The 16,914-nt window shown below is 70.7% G+C and carries 16 protein-coding genes; 7 read left to right on the top strand and 9 right to left on the bottom strand.

Annotated elements, in window-relative coordinates; genetic code table 11:
• Positions 1–152 precede the first annotated feature (152 nt).
• From ACWFRU_RS00125 to ACWFRU_RS00145, 5 genes are all read right to left on the bottom strand, one after another.
• Positions 153–1,160 carry a TerC family protein gene (locus tag ACWFRU_RS00125; RefSeq protein ID WP_453683498.1) on the bottom strand — a complete coding sequence of 336 codons (1,008 nt, stop codon included), beginning with the start codon at positions 1,158–1,160 and terminating at the stop codon, positions 153–155.
• A 346-nt stretch (positions 1,161–1,506) separates the two neighbouring features.
• Positions 1,507–3,453, bottom strand: a complete 1,947-nt coding sequence (locus ACWFRU_RS00130) for a TerD family protein (protein WP_453683499.1) — start codon at positions 3,451–3,453, stop codon at positions 1,507–1,509.
• Between the two features lie 47 nt (positions 3,454–3,500).
• Positions 3,501–4,079: a TerD family protein gene (locus ACWFRU_RS00135; protein WP_363208074.1), complete on the bottom strand. Its 579-nt coding sequence runs from the start codon at positions 4,077–4,079 to the stop codon at positions 3,501–3,503.
• A 133-nt stretch (positions 4,080–4,212) separates the two neighbouring features.
• Positions 4,213–6,351: an excinuclease ABC subunit UvrB gene (gene uvrB / locus ACWFRU_RS00140; protein WP_453683500.1), complete on the bottom strand. Its 2,139-nt coding sequence runs from the start codon at positions 6,349–6,351 to the stop codon at positions 4,213–4,215.
• Positions 6,352–6,391: 40 nt separating this feature from the next.
• Positions 6,392–7,258 (bottom strand): MHYT domain-containing protein, encoded by an 867-nt coding sequence (locus tag ACWFRU_RS00145; RefSeq protein WP_453683501.1) that lies wholly within the window; start codon positions 7,256–7,258, stop codon positions 6,392–6,394.
• A gap of 249 nt (positions 7,259–7,507) precedes the next feature.
• Here ACWFRU_RS00145 and ACWFRU_RS00150 point away from each other — a divergent pair, with 249 nt between their 5' ends.
• From ACWFRU_RS00150 to ACWFRU_RS00160, 3 genes are all read left to right on the top strand, one after another.
• Positions 7,508–8,428 carry a glycerophosphodiester phosphodiesterase gene (locus ACWFRU_RS00150; RefSeq protein ID WP_453683502.1) on the top strand — a complete coding sequence of 307 codons (921 nt, stop codon included), beginning with the start codon at positions 7,508–7,510 and terminating at the stop codon, positions 8,426–8,428.
• A gap of 52 nt (positions 8,429–8,480) precedes the next feature.
• Entirely contained in the window at positions 8,481–9,059 is a 579-nt protein-coding gene (locus ACWFRU_RS00155; RefSeq protein WP_453683503.1) for a methylated-DNA--[protein]-cysteine S-methyltransferase, read from the top strand.
• Positions 9,060–9,144: 85 nt separating this feature from the next.
• The gene (locus ACWFRU_RS00160; protein ID WP_453683504.1) at positions 9,145–10,410 is read left to right on the top strand and encodes an MFS transporter; all 1,266 of its coding nucleotides are present in this window, start codon (positions 9,145–9,147) and stop codon (positions 10,408–10,410) included.
• Positions 10,411–10,441: 31 nt separating this feature from the next.
• On the opposite strand, the gene ACWFRU_RS00165 is transcribed toward ACWFRU_RS00160, so the two are convergent.
• Positions 10,442–10,807, bottom strand: a complete 366-nt coding sequence (locus ACWFRU_RS00165) for a cupin domain-containing protein (protein ID WP_453683505.1) — start codon at positions 10,805–10,807, stop codon at positions 10,442–10,444.
• Positions 10,808–10,874: 67 nt separating this feature from the next.
• Positions 10,875–11,309 carry a VOC family protein gene (locus ACWFRU_RS00170; RefSeq protein ID WP_453683506.1) on the bottom strand — a complete coding sequence of 145 codons (435 nt, stop codon included), beginning with the start codon at positions 11,307–11,309 and terminating at the stop codon, positions 10,875–10,877.
• A 99-nt stretch (positions 11,310–11,408) separates the two neighbouring features.
• Between ACWFRU_RS00170 and ACWFRU_RS00175 the strand changes: the two genes are divergently transcribed.
• Positions 11,409–12,314 (top strand): pseudouridine-5'-phosphate glycosidase, encoded by a 906-nt coding sequence (locus ACWFRU_RS00175; RefSeq protein WP_453683507.1) that lies wholly within the window; start codon positions 11,409–11,411, stop codon positions 12,312–12,314.
• Positions 12,315–12,334: 20 nt separating this feature from the next.
• Positions 12,335–13,216, top strand: coding sequence for a carbohydrate kinase family protein (locus ACWFRU_RS00180; RefSeq protein WP_453683508.1), 882 nt, complete (start codon positions 12,335–12,337; stop codon positions 13,214–13,216).
• Between the two features lie 604 nt (positions 13,217–13,820).
• Here ACWFRU_RS00180 and ACWFRU_RS00185 read toward each other — a convergent pair.
• Entirely contained in the window at positions 13,821–14,624 is an 804-nt protein-coding gene (locus ACWFRU_RS00185; protein WP_453683509.1) for a methyltransferase domain-containing protein, read from the bottom strand.
• A 147-nt stretch (positions 14,625–14,771) separates the two neighbouring features.
• Here ACWFRU_RS00185 and corA point away from each other — a divergent pair, with 147 nt between their 5' ends.
• Positions 14,772–15,908, top strand: coding sequence for a magnesium/cobalt transporter CorA (gene corA, locus ACWFRU_RS00190; protein ID WP_453683510.1), 1,137 nt, complete (start codon positions 14,772–14,774; stop codon positions 15,906–15,908).
• 87 nt (positions 15,909–15,995) lie between these two features.
• Positions 15,996–16,385, top strand: coding sequence for an outer membrane protein assembly factor BamB family protein (locus tag ACWFRU_RS00195; RefSeq protein WP_453683511.1), 390 nt, complete (start codon positions 15,996–15,998; stop codon positions 16,383–16,385).
• 5 nt (positions 16,386–16,390) lie between these two features.
• Here the strand turns inward: ACWFRU_RS00195 and ACWFRU_RS00200 are convergent, their stop codons facing one another.
• Complete coding sequence (locus ACWFRU_RS00200; RefSeq protein WP_453683512.1) at positions 16,391–16,810, bottom strand: CBS domain-containing protein; 420 nt, start codon at positions 16,808–16,810, stop codon at positions 16,391–16,393.
• Positions 16,811–16,914: the final 104 nt, after the last annotated feature.

Genomic DNA, 16,914 nt, shown 5'->3' on the forward strand with positions numbered 1-16,914 from the left:
CGGGGCCCCGGGCCCCCTCTACTTCTGTTCCGCGCCCCCCCGGGGCGCCGGCGCCGCCCGCGCGCCCAACGGGGTGGGCCCCGCGGCGAGGCCCCGCGGGCCACTCCCTTTGAAGCTCTTTGGAGCTCGTTGAAGCTCTCTCTTTGAAGCCGTCAGGCCTCGATGCTGTCCTTCGGGGACTCGTCGGCCGCGTCCTTGCCCTCGGCCGCGTCCTTCTCGGCCTGCTTCTTGGAGGCGATGAGGCTGGTGATCGTGGTGATGACCAGGACACCGCAGATGACGCCGAGCGAGACCGGGATGGAGATCTCGGGGACGTGCACGCCGTTCTCGTGCAGGGCGTGCAGGACCAGCTTCACTCCGATGAAGCCCAGGATGACCGAGAGGCCGTAGCTGAGGTGGACCAGCTTCTTGAGCAGTCCGCCGATGAGGAAGTACAGCTGGCGCAGACCCATCAGGGCGAAGGCGTTCGCCGTGAAGACGATGTACGGGTCCTGGGTGAGGCCGAAGATCGCGGGGATCGAGTCCATCGCGAAGAGGATGTCGGTGGTGCCGATGGCGAGCATGACGATCATGAGCGGCGTCATGATCTTCTTGCCGTTCTTCTTGATGAAGAGCTTGGTGCCGTGGTACTGGTCGGCGACGCCGAACCTCTTCTCGGCGGCCTTCAGGAGGCGGTTCTCCTCCCACTCCTCTTCGTCATCATCTGCGCGCGCCTCCTGGATGAGCTTCCAGGCGGTGTAGATCAGGAACGCGCCGAAGATGTAGAAGACCCACGAGAAGTTGGCGATGACCGCGGCGCCGGCGGCGATGAAGACCGCTCGCAGGACCAGTGCGATCAGCACACCGAACAGCAGCACCCGCTGCTGGAGGTGGGTGGGCACCGAGAACTTCGCCATGATCAGGATGAAGACGAAGAGGTTGTCGACACTCAGCGACTTCTCGGTGATGAAGCCCGCGAAGAACTCACCGGCCGGCTGGCCACCGCCCCAGATCAGCAGGCCCACTCCGAAGAGCGCGGCCAGCACGATCCAGACGACCGTCCAGATTCCGGCTTCCTTGATCGATACGTCGTGCGGCTTGCGGCCGATGAAGAAGTCGACCGCGATCAGGGCGATCAGACCAAGAATGGTCAGCACCCAAAGGGTCATTGAAACGTCCACTGCGCCTCCGGCGTCGTACGGCTACTGATCAGCGTCGTCGCTGCCGGAGGTCTCTTCCACCCGAGGCGGCTCACCGCCCCGCGGGCCGACGCCCCGGGATCGATGGCGATCCGTATTGACGGGCACGTCGCGTTCGGGAGTACTCCCCTCCGCTGCAAGAAGAGTACGCGAAACACCAAGGGTTGGTAAAGGAGAATCCAAACTGAAGCCAAAAGGCCAGGTCAGAACCTGTCTAATGTCGCTTTACCGTCAGTGGCTCAGGTGACCTGAGTTGCCTGGGTGTCCTGTGTGGCCTGGTGGCTTGGGTGGCCTGCTGGGGTCACCGGGGCGTCAGTGTCCGCCCGTGTCAGCGGCCGCCTGTGCGCCGGGCGTGCGCGACCTGGTTCAGGACCTGCTCGATCACCCGGCTTCCGGGCGGCGCCATCGGCGGTTCGTACGTCCACGCGTGACCGACCCAGGGGTCGGCGAGGTGGTCGTCGGCCACCGGGGTCAGGCGCATGAGGGCCCGCCAGAGGGGGTCGAGCAGCGGGCCGTACTCCGCGGCGTCCTCGCGGTCGGCGACCAGCATCAGGTGCACGCCCACCGCCGGGCCCTCGTCCGCGAGATAGCGGAGCTGGGTCACCGCGCGGTCGTCGAAGCCGTGCGGGAAGTCGTTGACGATCAGGAGCTGCTCGGCGGTGTCCAGGTCCGGCGGCAGCGCGTCGGCGGCGCCCGCGCGGATGGCCATCTGCACCAGGTCCACGCGCTGGGTGAGCTTGGCGAGCACGGCGGAGACGCCCGCCGCACCGGCGGCCGGGGCTGCGTCGAGCACGCCCGCCGCCACCAGCGGGGAGAGCGCGCCGGCCGCGGAGCCCGCGGCGTCGATGACGTGCACCGTAAACTCACCCACGGGATAGACCGCGAGGAGCCGCGCGGCGTGCGCGACCGCGCTGTCCATGGCGAGGCGGCGCAGCTGGTCCGTGTCGGCCAGGGAGTCCGTGCCCGACGAGCGGCCGCTGTCAATCCACAGGCCGCGCTCCAGGGGCAGCCGGACAAGCAGCGGAATGCGCAGGTCGGGGCGCTCGGGCAGATGCAGGTCACCCAGGCGCAGTGCCATGGGGATCTCCATCGGGGTGCGGTACGCGTGCCAGACCGGGCTGTCCCAGCCGGCGAACGCCAGGGGCAGGGCCGGCTCGACGACCTCGGACTCGGCGGCGAGCTGATCCAGGTCGCGGTCGAGGGCTTCCCTCGCCCGGTCGACGAGGAGGCCGTGCTTGGTGCGGGCGGCCTCGCGCGCGAGGTCCCCGGTGTTGCCGATGCGGCTGCGCGGGTCGGAGAGGACCTTGTCGAGCTCCTGGTCCATGCGTGACTCGGCGAAGTCGACGGCACTGCGATACGCGGCCGTGGAGCGGGCCAGGTCCTCGAACATGCCCCACACCTGGTTGTAGAGGCGCTCCTCCATGGACCAGCCGGTCGCGTCGCCCGCCACGGGCTGGGCGGCCCGGCCCGGTTCGGCCGGGGCCGCAGCCGGTGAGGGCGGCGGCGGTGCGCTGGTCTGGCGGCCGGGGTGGGTGTAGTTGACCGGACCGCCCGTGGGGGCGCTCGTGTCACCCGGCTGGTGCGCCGGGGCAGGCTGCTGCGGGGACGCGGCGCTGTCCGGGCCCGGCCCAGGCGCTGCCGGGCCGGATGCGGCGGTCTGCCCCGTCGTCCGCACCCGGGCCTCGTCGGTGGAGCGTGGCGGCGGCGCGGCCACCGAACGGGCCAGGCCCTGCGCCACCGCTTCGTTGATGGAGCCCGCCAGTTCATGGGCCTGCGGGAGGCCCTGGTCGGTGAGCATGTCGGCGAGGCCGCCCGCGTACCCCTGGCCGACGGCGCGCACCTTCCAGGCGTCCTGCCTGCGGTAGAGCTCCAGGGCGACGACGGCGGACTCGGCGTCCAGGTCGGTGATGGTGTAGCTGGCGACCTCGGAGCCGTCCAGCGCGGTGACGGCCACGAAGGGGGCGGCGAGGGAGCCGAAGCGGACCGGTCCCCCGACGCCGACGGGCAGCGCGAGCAGGACGTTGACCCGGTGCACCGCGTCCGGGACGGCGTCGAGATCCACCGCGAGGCGGTGGTCGGCGGCCGCCTGCCTGGGCACTTCGAGCCCGGGCAGCGTGGGCGAGCCGGGGTGGGCCACCCAGTCCGTGCCGCGCACCTTGCCCTGCTCGTCGCTGAGCGTGACCCCCGCCACGATCGGCTTGCCGATCGAGACCCGGATCTCCAGACGGGTCTCGGGAAGCGGGTGGTTCTGCCCCCGGACCAGCTCGGCCGTCATCGCCTTCGTCCCCCTCGTGCCCTTTGAACTTGTTGGTGCCGCGTGTTCTACAGGTGCGGCAGGATCGACGGCATCAGGTCCTGGAACGTGCGGCCGTTGGCGGGATTGCCGATGGCCGTCATCTGCCAGCCCGTGCCCGCGCGGTGGACCTTCGCCATGATCTGCGCGGTGTACTGACCGCCGCCGTCGAGTGTGTACCGGGCGAGCTCCTGGCCGTTGGTCTCGTCGACCAGGCGGCAGAACGCGTTCTGCACCTCCTGGAACGTCTGGCCCGTGAAGGAGTTCACCGTGAAGACGATCTGGTCGATGTGGACCGGGATGCGCTGCAGGTCGACGAGGATCGCCTCGTCGTCCCCGCCCTGGCCGACACCGCCCACCAGGTTGTCGCCGGTGTGCCGCACGGAGCCGTCGTCACTGACGAGGTGACGGAAGAACACGACGTCCACCGGCTGCTTGTCGGCGAACAGGACCGCCGACGCGTCCAGGTCGACCTCACGCGTGCGCGTGCCGAACAGGCCCCGCCTCGGGGCCGCTTGCCAGCCGAGTCCCATGCGCACCGCGGTCAGGGCGCCCCCGTCGTCCTTCTGCAGGCTGATGGCCTGACCCTTGGTCATGTTGACCGTCACGCGCTGTCCCCTCTCGAACTGCCTGGGCAACCGCCGGTCTGTGCGGTTGCCCAGCACCTTATGCAGAGGCACTGACAGTGCCGCACCGCGGGCAGCACTTTGTGTCGGTCTTGCAACACACCAGGCAGTACGCCTACGCCTGCCCCGCCTCCCTCATCTGCCTGAGCTCCTTCTTCATCTCTGACACCTCGTCACGCAGCCGTGCGGCGATCTCGAACTGGAGGTCCGCGGCGGCCGCGCGCATCCGGGCGGTCATCTCCTCGATCTGTTCCGCCAGTTCGGCAGCGGGACGGTCGGTGGGCACCTTCTCGGCGGACTTGCCCTTGGCCGCCTTGCCCGCCTTGCCGCCGAGCGCGGGCACCGGCGCCTTGGCGGCTGTCTTCGCGTCGGCCCCCTTCCCCTTGCGGTAGTCGGTGCCGAGGAGCTGCTCCGTGTCGACCTCCTCGCGCGCGATCGCCGACACGATGTCGTTGATCTTCTTGCGCAGCGGCTGGGGGTCGATCCCCTTCTCCTTGTTGTACGCGATCTGCTTCTCGCGGCGGCGGTTGGTCTCCTCGATGGCCTGCTCCATCGCGGGGGTGACCTTGTCCGCGTACATATGGACCTGCCCGGAGACGTTTCGCGCCGCGCGGCCGATGGTCTGGATCAGGGAGGTGCCGGAGCGCAGGAAGCCCTGCTTGTCGGCGTCGAGGATGGCGACCAGGGAGACCTCGGGCAGGTCGAGTCCCTCACGCAGGAGGTTGATGCCGACCAGGACGTCGTACTCACCGGCGCGCAGCTCGCGCAGGAGCTCGACGCGGCGCAGGGTGTCGACGTCGCTGTGCAGATAGCGGACCTGGATGCCCAGCTCCAGGAAGTAGTCGGTGAGGTCCTCGGCCATCTTCTTGGTGAGCGTGGTGACCAGGACGCGCTCGTCCTTCTCGGTGCGCGTGCGGATCTCGTGCACCAGGTCGTCGATCTGCCCCTCGGTGGGCTTGACCACGACCTCCGGGTCGATGAGGCCGGTGGGGCGGATGATCTGCTCGACGAAGCCGTCGCCGCGCGAGAGCTCGTACTTCCCGGGGGTCGCGGAGAGGTAGACCGTCTGGCCGATGCGGCCGAGGAACTCCTCCCACTTCAGCGGGCGGTTGTCCAGCGCGGACGGCAGCCGGAAGCCGTGGTCCACCAGGGTGCGCTTGCGGGACGCGTCCCCTTCGTACATCGCGCCGATCTGCGGGACCGTGACGTGCGACTCATCGATGACGAGGAGGAAGTCCTCGGGGAAGTAGTCGAGGAGGGTGTTCGGGGCGGTGCCGGGCTCGCGGTCGTCGAAGTGCATCGAGTAGTTCTCGACGCCGGAGCAGGAGCCGATCTGGCGGAGCATCTCCAGGTCGTACGTCGTGCGCATGCGAAGGCGCTGGGCCTCCAGCATCTTGCCCTGCTTCTCCAGCTCGGTGAGGCGCTCGGCGAGCTCCTTCTCGATGCCGGTGACGGCCTTCTCCAGGCGCTCCGGGCCCGCCACATAATGCGAGGCCGGGAAGACGTACAGATGGTCGTCGTCGCTGATGACCTCGCCGGTGAGCGGGTGCAGCGTGGAGAGCGCCTCGATCTCGTCGCCGAACATCTCGATGCGCACGGCCAGCTCTTCATAGACCGGGAAGATCTCGATGGTGTCGCCGCGCACCCGGAAGGTGCCGCGGGCGAAGGCCAGGTCGTTGCGCGTGTACTGGATGTCGACGAAGCGGCGCAGGAGCTGGTCGCGGTCGATCTCGTCGCCGACCTTGAGCGACACCATCCGGTCGACGTACTCCTGCGGGGTGCCGAGGCCGTAGATGCAGGAGACGGAGGCGACCACGATCACGTCACGCCGGGTGAGCAGCGAGTTCGTCGCGGAGTGGCGCAGGCGCTCGACCTCCTCGTTGATCGAGGAGTCCTTCTCGATGTACGTGTCCGACTGCGGGACGTACGCCTCGGGCTGGTAGTAGTCGTAGTACGAGACGAAGTACTCGACCGCGTTGTTCGGCAGGAGCTCTCGGAACTCGTTGGCCAGCTGGGCGGCCAGCGTCTTGTTCGGCGCCATCACGAGGGTGGGGCGCTGGAGCTTCTCGATCATCCACGCGGTGGTGGCCGACTTGCCGGTGCCGGTCGCGCCGAGCAGGACGACGTCCTTCTCACCTGCGTTGATGCGCCGCTCCAGGTCGGCGATGGCCGCCGGCTGGTCGCCGCTTGGCTGGTAGTTGCTGACGACCTCGAAAGGTGCCACCGTGCGTTCGATCTTGGATACGGGCCGCATGGAACCAACCGTACGACCCCCCACTGACAACGGCGCCGGATCACCAGTTCTGCGGGGTCCTCGGGCCGGGTCGCTGCGGGGGCCTGCGGCCCGCCCGCGGGGCATGGCGGTCGCCCGAGCGAGGGACGGGATACGGGGGGTGCTGCCCCTGCGCGGCGTTCTGGAGCTCGGCCTTCCCCATCACCATCAGCGGGTCGAACATCACGATCACCCCCGCGAGGAGCAGGAAGGCGAGCGGCCCGACCATCATCGGCGCGAGCAGCTCGGCGGGCGAGTCTCCCCCGGCGGGCGCGGCGGACGAGCCGTGCAGATGGACCTTGAGGGCGGCCATCCCGGTGTAGTGCATGCCGCTGACGGCGAGACCCATGACGAGGCTCGCGCCCAGGCTCCAGAGGAAACCCCTGACCTGCGCGGCCGCCCAGAGGGCCGCGGAGGCGGCCACGACGGCGATCACGACGGACGCGGAGACCGTGAGGGTGTTGTACTCCAGCGTCCCGCGCAGACGCATACCGGCCATTCCCAGATAGTGCATCGAGGCGACGCCCAGACCGGTGATCGTCCCGCCGGTGAACAGGGCCGTCCCGGTGGCGCCGCGGTACCCCACGATGAAGATCCCGATGCCCACCATGACGATGGCCACGGCGAGGCTCGCGAAGGTCAGCGCCTTGTCGTAGTGGATCGGGGCCTCGTCGACGGTGAAGCCCATCATCGCGATGAAGTGCATGGTCCAGATGCCGGACCCGATCGCCGCCGACCCGAGCGCGAGCCAGCCGGGCCGCCAGGAGTGCGCGACAAGGAGCGACCTGGTGGTGCAGCGAAGGCCGAGCGCTCCGCCGAGACAGGCCATGAGGTACGCCGCCACCGGCGTGACAAGTCCATAGCTGAATCCGTCGACCGTGCCCTGCATGCGCGGTAGCCCTTCCGCCCGTTGTAACCGAATGCCCGGGATTGCCCCCAAGTGGCCCCAGCCGACCCCGTACTGACAGGCCATGGGCTGACGCAGAGAGTAAAGCTCACTCCGGAACTTGCGAACGATTTTCCGGGAAAGAGTCCCGGCTGTCTCCGTTCAACCTGTGGCCATCCTGCACCTGTCTCGCGTTGGCCGTGGACTGTCACTCTCATCCGGTCCGTGCCCGAACATCGCGAGGAGTCACCGTTGTACGCACGCGTTGCCGCTGCCACCACTGCCACTCTTCTTGGAGCCGGTGCACTGGCTCTCCCTTCCGCCTCCGCTCACGCCGCCGACCAGAAGTCGGCGCAGACGTCCACGCGGACCCCCGCTCAGGCGTCCGCCTTGCACGACACCCCGCTGGTCGTCGCGCACCGGGGCGCTTCCGCCTACGCGCCCGAGAACACTTTCGCAGCCATCGACAAGGCGGCTGACATGGGGTTCCGGTGGGTCGAGAACGACGTCCAGCGCACCAAGGACGGCGAGCTCGTGATCATGCACGACGACAACCTGAAGCGGACGACGAACGTCGAGGAGCTCTACCCCGACCGCGCGCCGTGGAAGGTCGCGGACTTCACCGCGGCGGAGATCGCCCGGCTGGACGCGGGCAGTTGGTTCAGCCCGAAGTACGCGGGCCAGCGGGTGCCGACGCTGAAGCAGTACATGAACCGCGTCTCGCGCAACCACCAGAAGCTCGTCTTCGAGTTCAAGAAGCCCGAGCTGTACCCGGGCATCGAGAAGCAGGGCCTCGACATCCTGCGCAAGACGGGCTGGCTGGACAAGCACCACGTCCGGAGCAAGCTGGTCATCCAGAGCTTCAGCGCGGACAGCGTCAAGAAGGTCCACAAGCTGCGGCCCGACATCAAGACCGGCTTCCTCGGCACGCCCGCGGTCGCCGATCTGCCCGAGTACGCCAAGTTCTCCGACCAGATCAACTCGACGCACGGCTCCATCTCCGCCGACTACGTCTCCGCGATCCACGCGCTCAAGGGTCCGCACCGCAAGCGCCTGGAGATCTTCACGTGGACCGTGAACGACGCGGCCGCCGCCAAGCGCGTGGCCGGCTTCGGGGTGGACGGCATCATCACGAACACGCCCGACGTCGTGCGCAAGGCCATCTCCGGCTGACGCCGCTCCGGCGCGGGCGGCGTTGTCAGTGCCCGGTCGTACGGTGGTCCACATGAACGCCAACGGGCAGCACGGGCAGGGCCGGCCGGGTCGGGACGGGTCGCGGCAGGTGGTGTGGGCCGTCGTCGCGAGCGACATCGGCCCGCTGCTGCTCGCCGCGACCGACGAAGGCCTGGTCAGCGTCGTCTTCCACGCCACGGACGAGATACGCGACAAGGCGGTCGAGCGGCTCGGCTCCCGGCTGGGGGCCGAGCCGGTCGAGGATCCCGGGTCCCCGCTGCTCGCCGAGCCGGTGCGCCAGCTCTCGGCGTACTTCGCGGGCGAGCGGCACGACTTCGAGCTGCCGCTCGACTGGTCGCTGATCTCCGGCTTCAACCGCCAGGTCCTGCGCGAGCTGACCACCGTTCCGTACGGCGCCGTCGTGGGGTACGGAGACCTCGCGCGCCGCGTGGGCCAGCCCGGCGCGGCCCAGGCCGTCGGCATGGCGATGGGCGCCAACCCGCTGCCGGTCGTGGTGCCGTGCCACCGGGTGGTCGAGAGCGACGGCGGCATCGGCGGTTTCGGCGGCGGCGTCGAGACCAAGCGCCGGCTCCTCGCGCTGGAGGGGGTCCTGCCACAACCGCTGTTCTGAGGCTCCGGCACCGTGCTCGCGCACCTTGCGGGTCAGCTGTGAAATCCCTGTTTCCCGCGTTCGAGCGTCCTGGCACACTGCGTCAGTGACTTCGACCCTCGACGCTCCTGACATACCCGCGCCGGAAGCGCTGCCCGCGCTGCGCCGCCGGACCACCGCGGTGCTGGTCTCCAGTCAGATACTGGGCGGGCTCGGGGTACCCATCGGCATCGCCCTCGCGCCGATGCTGGCGACCGAGGTGAGCGGGACGGAGGCACTGTCCGGTCTCGCGCCCACCGCGTCCGTGGCCGGGACGGCGCTGCTCTCGCTGCCGCTCGCCGCCCTGATGACGTCGCGCGGACGGCGGCCCGGCCTGGTCCTCGCGTATCTGATCGGCGCGCTGGGTGCGGGGCTCGTGGTCCTTGCCGCGGTCGTCGAGAGTTTCCCCCTGCTGCTGCTCGGCATGGCCGGCTTCGGGGCGGGTTCCTCGGCCAACCTGCAGGCCCGCTTCGCGGCGGCCGACCTCGCCGAGCCCGACCGGCGCGGCCGTGCCATCTCCCTGGTCATCTGGGCCACCACCATCGGCTCGGTCCTCGGCCCGAACATCGCCGCGCCCACGAGCCGCGCCTTCGCCGGCACCTCCATACCCGAGGCGGCGGGTCCCTTCCTCTTCGCCGCCGGGATCTTCGCCGTCGCCGGTCTGGTGGTGGCGGTGCTGCTGCGTCCCGACCCGCTGCTCACCGCCCGCGCGCTCGCCCCGCAGGAGAACCACTCCGCGCAGAGCCGCTCCCTGCGGGCCGGTGTCACCGCGGTGGCCGCGTCCCCGATGGCCCGGCTCGCCCTGGTGACGGTGGCCGCGTCGCACACCGTGATGGTCTCGATCATGGTCATGACCCCGGTCGACCTGGGGCACCACGGGGCGAGCCTGCAACTGGTCGGCCTGGTCATCAGCGGCCACATCGCGGGCATGTACGCGCTGTCGCCGGTGATGGGCTGGCTCTCCGACCGGTTCGGGCGGCTCTCCGTGATCGGACTCGCGGTCGGGCTGCTGTGCTGCGCCGCACTCCTCGCCGGTACGGCGGGGCCCAGCCACGGCCAGACGGCCGCCGGTCTCTTCGTGCTCGGCCTCGGCTGGTCCGCGGGCCTGGTGTCGGGCTCCGCGCTGCTCACCGACTCGGTCCCGCAGCCCGCGCGCGCCGCCGTGCAAGGCCTCTCGGACCTGACCATGAACACGGCGGCGGGCATCGGCGGCGCGGCGGCCGGCCTGATCGTCGCGCGGGCGAGCTACGGCTGGCTCAACCTCATCGGGGTCTGCGTACTGCTGCCGATGGCGGCTCTCGCGCTCCGCAGGGCGGTCAAGAAGACCGCCTGACTAGGGGACCGGGCGTTCTCGGGCCTCGCGGTCAGGGCAGCGTGATGTGGTACGCCTTGCGCAGCGTCTCGTGCACGGTCCACGTCGTACGGTCGCCCTCGCGCAGGACGGCCGCGTCGCCGGGGCCGATCTCGATCACGTCGCCGCCCTCGACCTCGATGGTGGCGCGGCCGCTGACGACGACGAAGAGTTCGTTCGCCTCGGTGTCGGTGACCACGCCGGGCGTGATCTGCCAGATGCCGCGCAGCTGCTTGCCGTCGGCCGACTCCCACAGGACCTTGCCGGTGACCTCCGGGGTGCCGGACACGATCTGCTCGGGGTCGAGGGGCTCGGCCTCCAGCTCGGCATCCGGAATGTGCACGGCAAAGGACGCAGCGGCTTGATCATTCGTGGTCATGGCCGGTCACCCTAGCGGGGCTCGCCGCGGTGCTCCGGCGGGGGTCACCTCTCCCCCCTATGCCGCTTCACTCCTCTCCGTAGTGCCGCGCCTCGAAGATGTTCCCGTCCGGGTCGCGGAAGTAGAAGCTGCGGCGGGCCATGCCGCGAGCCCCGTACGCGTTGTGCGCGATGTCCGACACCGATACCCCGCGCTCCTCCAGGCGGGCGCGCAGTGCCTCGAAGCCGGTCTCCGCGAGGGCGAGGCAGACGTGGTTGACGGGGTGGCCCGCGCTCTTGTCCGCGTCCGGCACGACGTCCATGCGTTCGGCGAGGGTGAGCGGGGCGAGGTCGAAGATGGTCTCCTCGTTGAGCCGAACGGAGGGGAACGCGGCCTTGCCCGCCGTGAAGTCGGCGACGCGCAGGGGTTCGAGGCCCAGCACCTTCTCGTAGAACTCGGCTGACGCCGCGGGGTCGCGCACCCACAGGACGACGTGGTCGAGACGTGTCGTGTTGTCCGTCATGCCGCCAGGCTGCTGTCCCGTACCCGGCGCCGCAAGGGTTTGGCGCGGCGCGCCGGTCGCCAGGGATGAGAGGAGACCCGACAGGCAGGAGGCAGGCCCGTGTTGGTGGTGTCCGACGAGGTACAGACGGCTGTGGCGAACCGGCGGCCCGTGGTCGCCCTGGAGTCGACGATCATCGCGCACGGGCTGCCGCGCCCGCGCAATCTGCAGGTCGCGCGTGAGCTCGAAGAGGTCGTACGCGAGGAGGGCGCTGTCCCCGCGACGATCGCCGTACTGGACGGGCGCCCCCATGTCGGCCTGGAAAAGCAGCAGTTGGAGCGGGTCGCGAACGAGGACGGCGTCCGCAAGCTGGGCCACCGCGACCTGGCCCTCGCGGTCGCCGCGGGCGCGAGCGGGGCGACGACGGTGTCCGCTACGGCGCTGCTCGCGGCTCGGGCGGGCATACGGGTGTTTGCCACGGGAGGGCTCGGCGGGGTGCACCGGGAGTGGACGGTGACCCAGGACGAGTCCGCCGACCTGGGGCTGCTCGCGCGGACACGTATCACGGTGGTGTGCGCGGGGGTGAAGTCGATCCTGGACGTCGCGGCGACGCTGCAGCGTCTGGAGACGCTGGGGGTGGCGGTGGCCGGATACGGGACGGACCGTTTCCCCGGGTTCTATCTCACCGACTCCGGTCATCCGGTGGACTGGACCCTGCGGACTCCGGAGGAGGTCGCGGCGGTGATGGGGGCGCAGGACGCGGTCGGCGGCCCGGAGTCCGCGCTTCTGGTGGCGAACCCCGTGCCGGAGGCGGAGCAGCTCGATCCCGCGCTCCACGCGCGCGTGCTCGCCGAGGCGTTGGAGGCGTGCGCCGAGCGGGGCATCACCGGGCAGGCGGTCACGCCGTTCCTCCTGGACCAGCTGGTGCGGCGTACGGAGGGTGCCTCGCTGAGCGCCAATCTCGCGGCGGTGCGGGGCAATGTGCGCCTCGCGGGACGGATTGCGGCGGCTTGGGCGGGGCGGTGAGTCCGGGGCGGGGCGGGGCCTTGCTGGTGGTCGGGGATGTCATCACCGATGTCGTCGCCCGGCACCGCACGCCGCCGCTTCCCGGCACGGACACGGCGGCGGCGATCCGTACGGTGCCGGGTGGCGCGGGCGCCAACGTGGCGTGCTGGGCGGCTTCTTGGGGGTGCCACGACGTGCGGTTCCTGGGGCGGGCCGGTGCGGACTCGGCGAGATGGCACGAGGAGGCGCTCACGCGCGCGGGGGTGCGCGCACGGCTCGTGGTCGATCCCGAGGCGTCCACGGGGACGGTGATCTGCCTGGTCGACGGGGGTGCGGGGGCCGAGCGGACGTTCCTCACGGACAGCGGCGCGTCACTGCGTCTGTCGGCCGACGACTGGTCACCGGAGCTTCTGGACGGCGTGGGGTGGCTGCACCTGTCGGGGTACCTGTTCTTCGCCGGGCCGAGCAGAGGGGCGGCCGAGACCGCTTTGGCGGCGGCACGCGCGCGTGGAGTGCCGGTCAGCGTGGACCCGGCGTCGGCGGGCTTCCTCGCGGAGCTGGGAGTGGAGCGGTTCCTGGCGGCGGTGGACGGGGCGGACGTGTTGCTGCCGAGCGACGGAGAGCTGAGGCTGCTGGAGCCCGCGGGCGACCTGAAGGAAGCGGCAGCGAAGCTGAGCCGCCGATTCCGCACGGTGGTGGTCAAGCGGGGCGCCGCGGGGGCGCTGATCGCCCGGGAGGGCGAGGTGGCGGCCGAGATCCCGGCACTCTCCGTCACCGCGGTGGACTCAACGGGAGCGGGCGACGCGTTCACGGGAGCTTTCCTAACGGCACACCTGAGGGGCGCGGACCTCGGCGAGGCAGCAAGGGAGGGATGCAGGGCGGGAGCCAGGGCGGTGGAACGGGTGGGAGGCAGACCGGGTTGAGGACACGGTGCCCGTGGCGGAGGGACTCGCCCCGCCCCACCCGAGCAGCCCGCGCCGAGTGGCTGGCAGGTGGGGCCCGAGAGGCCACGCATGGGCGCAACGCACGAGCCACGGCGGTCGAACTGGCGGGCGGTAAGCCTGTGCAAGGCCGCAGCACTCCCGGCAGGGGCGCGCCCCCGCCCCGCCCGGCCAGCCGTCACCGCACGGCTGGCGGGCGGAGTCAGGCCCGGCGAGGCTCCAACGCAAAGGGCGCAAGGCACGAGCGACGGCAGTGGGCCGGGGGGCGGCAGACCGGCTTGAGGACAAGGCGCTCGTGGCGGAGGGACTCGCCCCGCCCCACCCGAGCAGCCCGCGCCGAGTGGCTGGCAGGCGGGGCCCGAGAGGCCCCCACGCATGGGCGCAACGCACGAGACACGGCGATCGAACTGGCGGGCGGTAAGCCTGTGCAAGGCCGCAGCACTCCCGGCAGGGGCGCGCCCCCGCCCCTCCCGGGCAGCCCCGCGCCACGGGGCTGGCGGGCAGGGGCGCGACGCGGCATGTCCGAGGGCCGGGGTACCGGCAGGTGGGCGGCGGGTGGTGCGCCGTCGAGACGGGGCGGGAAGGGTTACGGCTTGCGGGCCCAGGCTGAGATCAGAGGGGGTGTGGCCAGGTCCAGGGGTTCCGCGGTGATGTTCGTCAGGTGGTCGGCGATGTCCGCATCCGTGGCGAGCCCCGCGGCCGTCAGGGCCGCGCGGGACTGCTGGATCGTGGCCGTCTCCAGCGCCGCGCAGGCGGGCGAGGTCAGCGGGAAGTACGCGTCGGCCTCCACCTGGCACAGGCCCGCCGTACGGAGCAGACGGGGCAGCCCGCGGCCGTACGCGAGGTCGGTGCCGCGCTGGGTGAGCAGCGCGTGCCGGATGCGGTTCGCCAACTGCTGGGCCGGCCCGTGCTCGTCCGGGCAGGACAGGGGCTGCAGGGCCGGGTCCACCTCCTCGACCAGCAGACGACCGCCCGGCCGCAGGGCCCGGATCATCGAGCGCAGGGCCCGCTCCCGGTCCGGCACCCGGGCGAGGACGAGCCGCGCGTGGACGAGGTCGAAGCCCCCGCCGGGCGGCGCCACCTCCGTCCCCACGTCGTGGATGCGCACCTCGACCGGCGGCCGGGCGGCCGACGTGTGCCAGGAGATGTCCGCGTCGGTGGCGAGGACCCGCCCGGTGGGCCCGACGCGCTTGGCGAGCCAGGAGACGACGGAGGTGCCGCCCGCGCCCACCTCCCAGCAGCGCCACCCCGGCCCGATGCCGAGCCGCTCGATGTGCCGGAAGGTCGTGGGGTCGAAGAGCGCGGAGAAGGCGTCGGAGCGCTGCCCCGCGCCCGCCCCCTCGGCGTGCCGTTTCCGATTACCGGTCAGATAGCCGTCGATGAGCGTCATGCGGCAATTATCTCGATTGTCTTGCTTGCCCCCGGGAGGCAGCTCCGAACGCCCGGAGCGGAGTCCTCCGTTCCCACAGGCTCCGGCCACTTCGTCGCAGCTCCCTGGCACACTGGCACGTCAAGTCACCAGAACGAGGAGCCACGCATGTCGATGGCAGGCAACCTGCGAAAGGTAGGAAACCTCCGCAAGGTAGGCGGCCTGCGGAGAGTCGCGCGGGTCGCCCAGTTCGTGCGCAAGCACAACCGTGTCGACCTGAGCCACCCCGCCCGCTCCCCCCTGGGCTCGGCGGTGGTGAACTGCGTGACGTACCGGAAGGGCGTGCGCCAGGACGGCGGCCGCGACCTCGTCGAGGAGGTCGAGCGCGTCCGCAGGAGCGGTGACGGATTCGTGTGGCTCGGCCTGCACGAGCCGACGGAGGAGGAGTTCGCGGGCATCGCCGAGCTCTTCGACCTGCACCCGCTCGCCGTGGAGGACGCGGTCCACGCCCACCAACGGCCGAAGGTGGAGCGTTACGACGACACGCTGTTCGCGGTGTTCAAGACCGTTTGCTACGTGGAGCATGCCGAACTCACCGCGACCAGCGAGGTGGTGGACACCGGCGAGATCATGGTCTTCGTGGGCAAGGAGTTCGTGATCACCGTACGGCACGGCCGCCACGGTTCCCTCGGCCCGCTGCGCGAGGAGCTCGAATCGGCGCCCGAGCAGCTCGCGCAGGGCCCCGCGGCGGTCCTGCACGCGCTGGCCGACCACGTCGTGGACGACTACCTCGTCGTGACGGACGCGGTCCAGGCGGACATAGACCAGGTGGAGATGGACGTGTTCTCCAAGGAGGGAGAGCGCGCCGACCCCGGCCGGATCTACCAGCTCAAGCGCGAACTCCTCGAACTGAAGCGGGCCGTGGTGCCACTCGGCCGCCCCCTGCAGATCCTGTCCACCCAGCCGATGCGGGCGATCGCCCCGGAGATACAGGCCTACTTCCGGGACGTCGACGACCACCTCAAGCGGGTCACGGAGCAGATCGCCGCCTTCGACGAGCTCCTGAACTCCATCCTCCAGGCCCATCTCGCCCAGGTGACGGTCGCGCAGAACGAGGACATGCGGAAGATCACCGCCTGGGCCGCCGTGATCGCCGTACCGACGATGATCTGCGGTCTGTACGGAATGAACTTCGACTACATGCCCGAACTGCGCTGGAAGTACGGCTATGCGCTGGTGGTCGGCGTCATCGTCACCATCTGCTTCTCGCTCCACCGCGGCTTCCGCCGCAACGGCTGGCTCTAGGCTGTACGGGCCATGCCAAGTGCGCCATGACAACTACAGGGAAGACCGGGGGACCCCTGGGCAGTCGAGCCGGAGGCGCCGCCGCTGGTGCGCGGCGACGCCATGTACCTCTTCGACTACGCGAACGAGACCGTGCTCGCGCTCGACCTCAAGCGCGGCAAGCCTCTCTGGACGACCTCCCGCGACCTGCGGATCTTCAGCGAGCCGTCGGTGCGGGGCGACACCTTGTACGCCACGATGCCCGACAGCAGCGTCATCGCCGTCGATACCCGTACGGGCAGGGAGCGTTGGCGGTCGGAGCCCTCATTCAAGGACACCGAGGGCGCCAAGGGTGGCGGCTCGGTCGACCAGCGCTCCCCCAGCGGGGTGGCCCCGCTGGCACTGGGGGCGTGCTCTACGGGGTCACGGACGAGGGGACGTTCTCGGTGGCCGCCAAACGGTGAGGCGGCCGAGAGGCGCGCGGCGGGCACGAGGTGAGGCGGTCAGCCCCTCGCGTACACGCTCTCGACCCAGCTCGCGAGCTGGGTGTCGTCGAGGTGCGTGGCGAGGTCGGCCTCGCTGATCATGCCGACCAGGCGCTTGTTCTCGATGACCGGGAGCCTGCGGATCTGGCTGCCCTTCATCTCCTGGAGGACCTCGTCGACGCCCGCGCCCGAGTCGATCCAGCGCGGCGTGCCCTTGGCCATGTCGCCCGCGGTCACCCGGGCCGGGTCGTGGCCCATCGCCACGCAGCCGACCACGATGTCCCGGTCGGTGAGGATGCCGCAGAGCCGCTCGTTCTCGTCACTGATGGGCAGCGCGCCCACGTCGAGCTGCCGCATCAGTTGTGCGGCGCGGTCCAGGGTCTCGTGTGCGGGGATCCACTGGGCGCCCCGGTGCATGATGTCTCCGGCGGTGGTCATGTGGTACCTCCCGGTGCCGGACGGCCGGCGCGGCGCGGAGGCACCGCTAGTCCCGGCGCCCCTCATTCTCGCCGGGCCCCCGGAGGTCCGCACTCCGGAGGCGG

The organism is Streptomyces sp. NPDC055099, assembly GCF_053607685.1.

Coding starts and splice junctions, on each gene's coding strand:
- ACWFRU_RS00130 (WP_453683499.1), bottom strand. CDS start 3,453: ATGACGGCCGAGCTGGTCCGGGGGCAGAACCACCCGCTTCCCGAGACC.
- uvrB (WP_453683500.1), bottom strand. CDS start 6,351: ATGCGGCCCGTATCCAAGATCGAACGCACGGTGGCACCTTTCGAGGTC.
- ACWFRU_RS00145 (WP_453683501.1), bottom strand. CDS start 7,258: ATGCAGGGCACGGTCGACGGATTCAGCTATGGACTTGTCACGCCGGTG.
- ACWFRU_RS00155 (WP_453683503.1), top strand. CDS start 8,481: ATGAACGCCAACGGGCAGCACGGGCAGGGCCGGCCGGGTCGGGACGGG.
- ACWFRU_RS00165 (WP_453683505.1), bottom strand. CDS start 10,807: ATGACCACGAATGATCAAGCCGCTGCGTCCTTTGCCGTGCACATTCCG.
- ACWFRU_RS00170 (WP_453683506.1), bottom strand. CDS start 11,309: ATGACGGACAACACGACACGTCTCGACCACGTCGTCCTGTGGGTGCGC.
- ACWFRU_RS00185 (WP_453683509.1), bottom strand. CDS start 14,624: ATGACGCTCATCGACGGCTATCTGACCGGTAATCGGAAACGGCACGCC.
- corA (WP_453683510.1), top strand. CDS start 14,772: ATGTCGATGGCAGGCAACCTGCGAAAGGTAGGAAACCTCCGCAAGGTA.
- ACWFRU_RS00200 (WP_453683512.1), bottom strand. CDS start 16,810: ATGACCACCGCCGGAGACATCATGCACCGGGGCGCCCAGTGGATCCCC.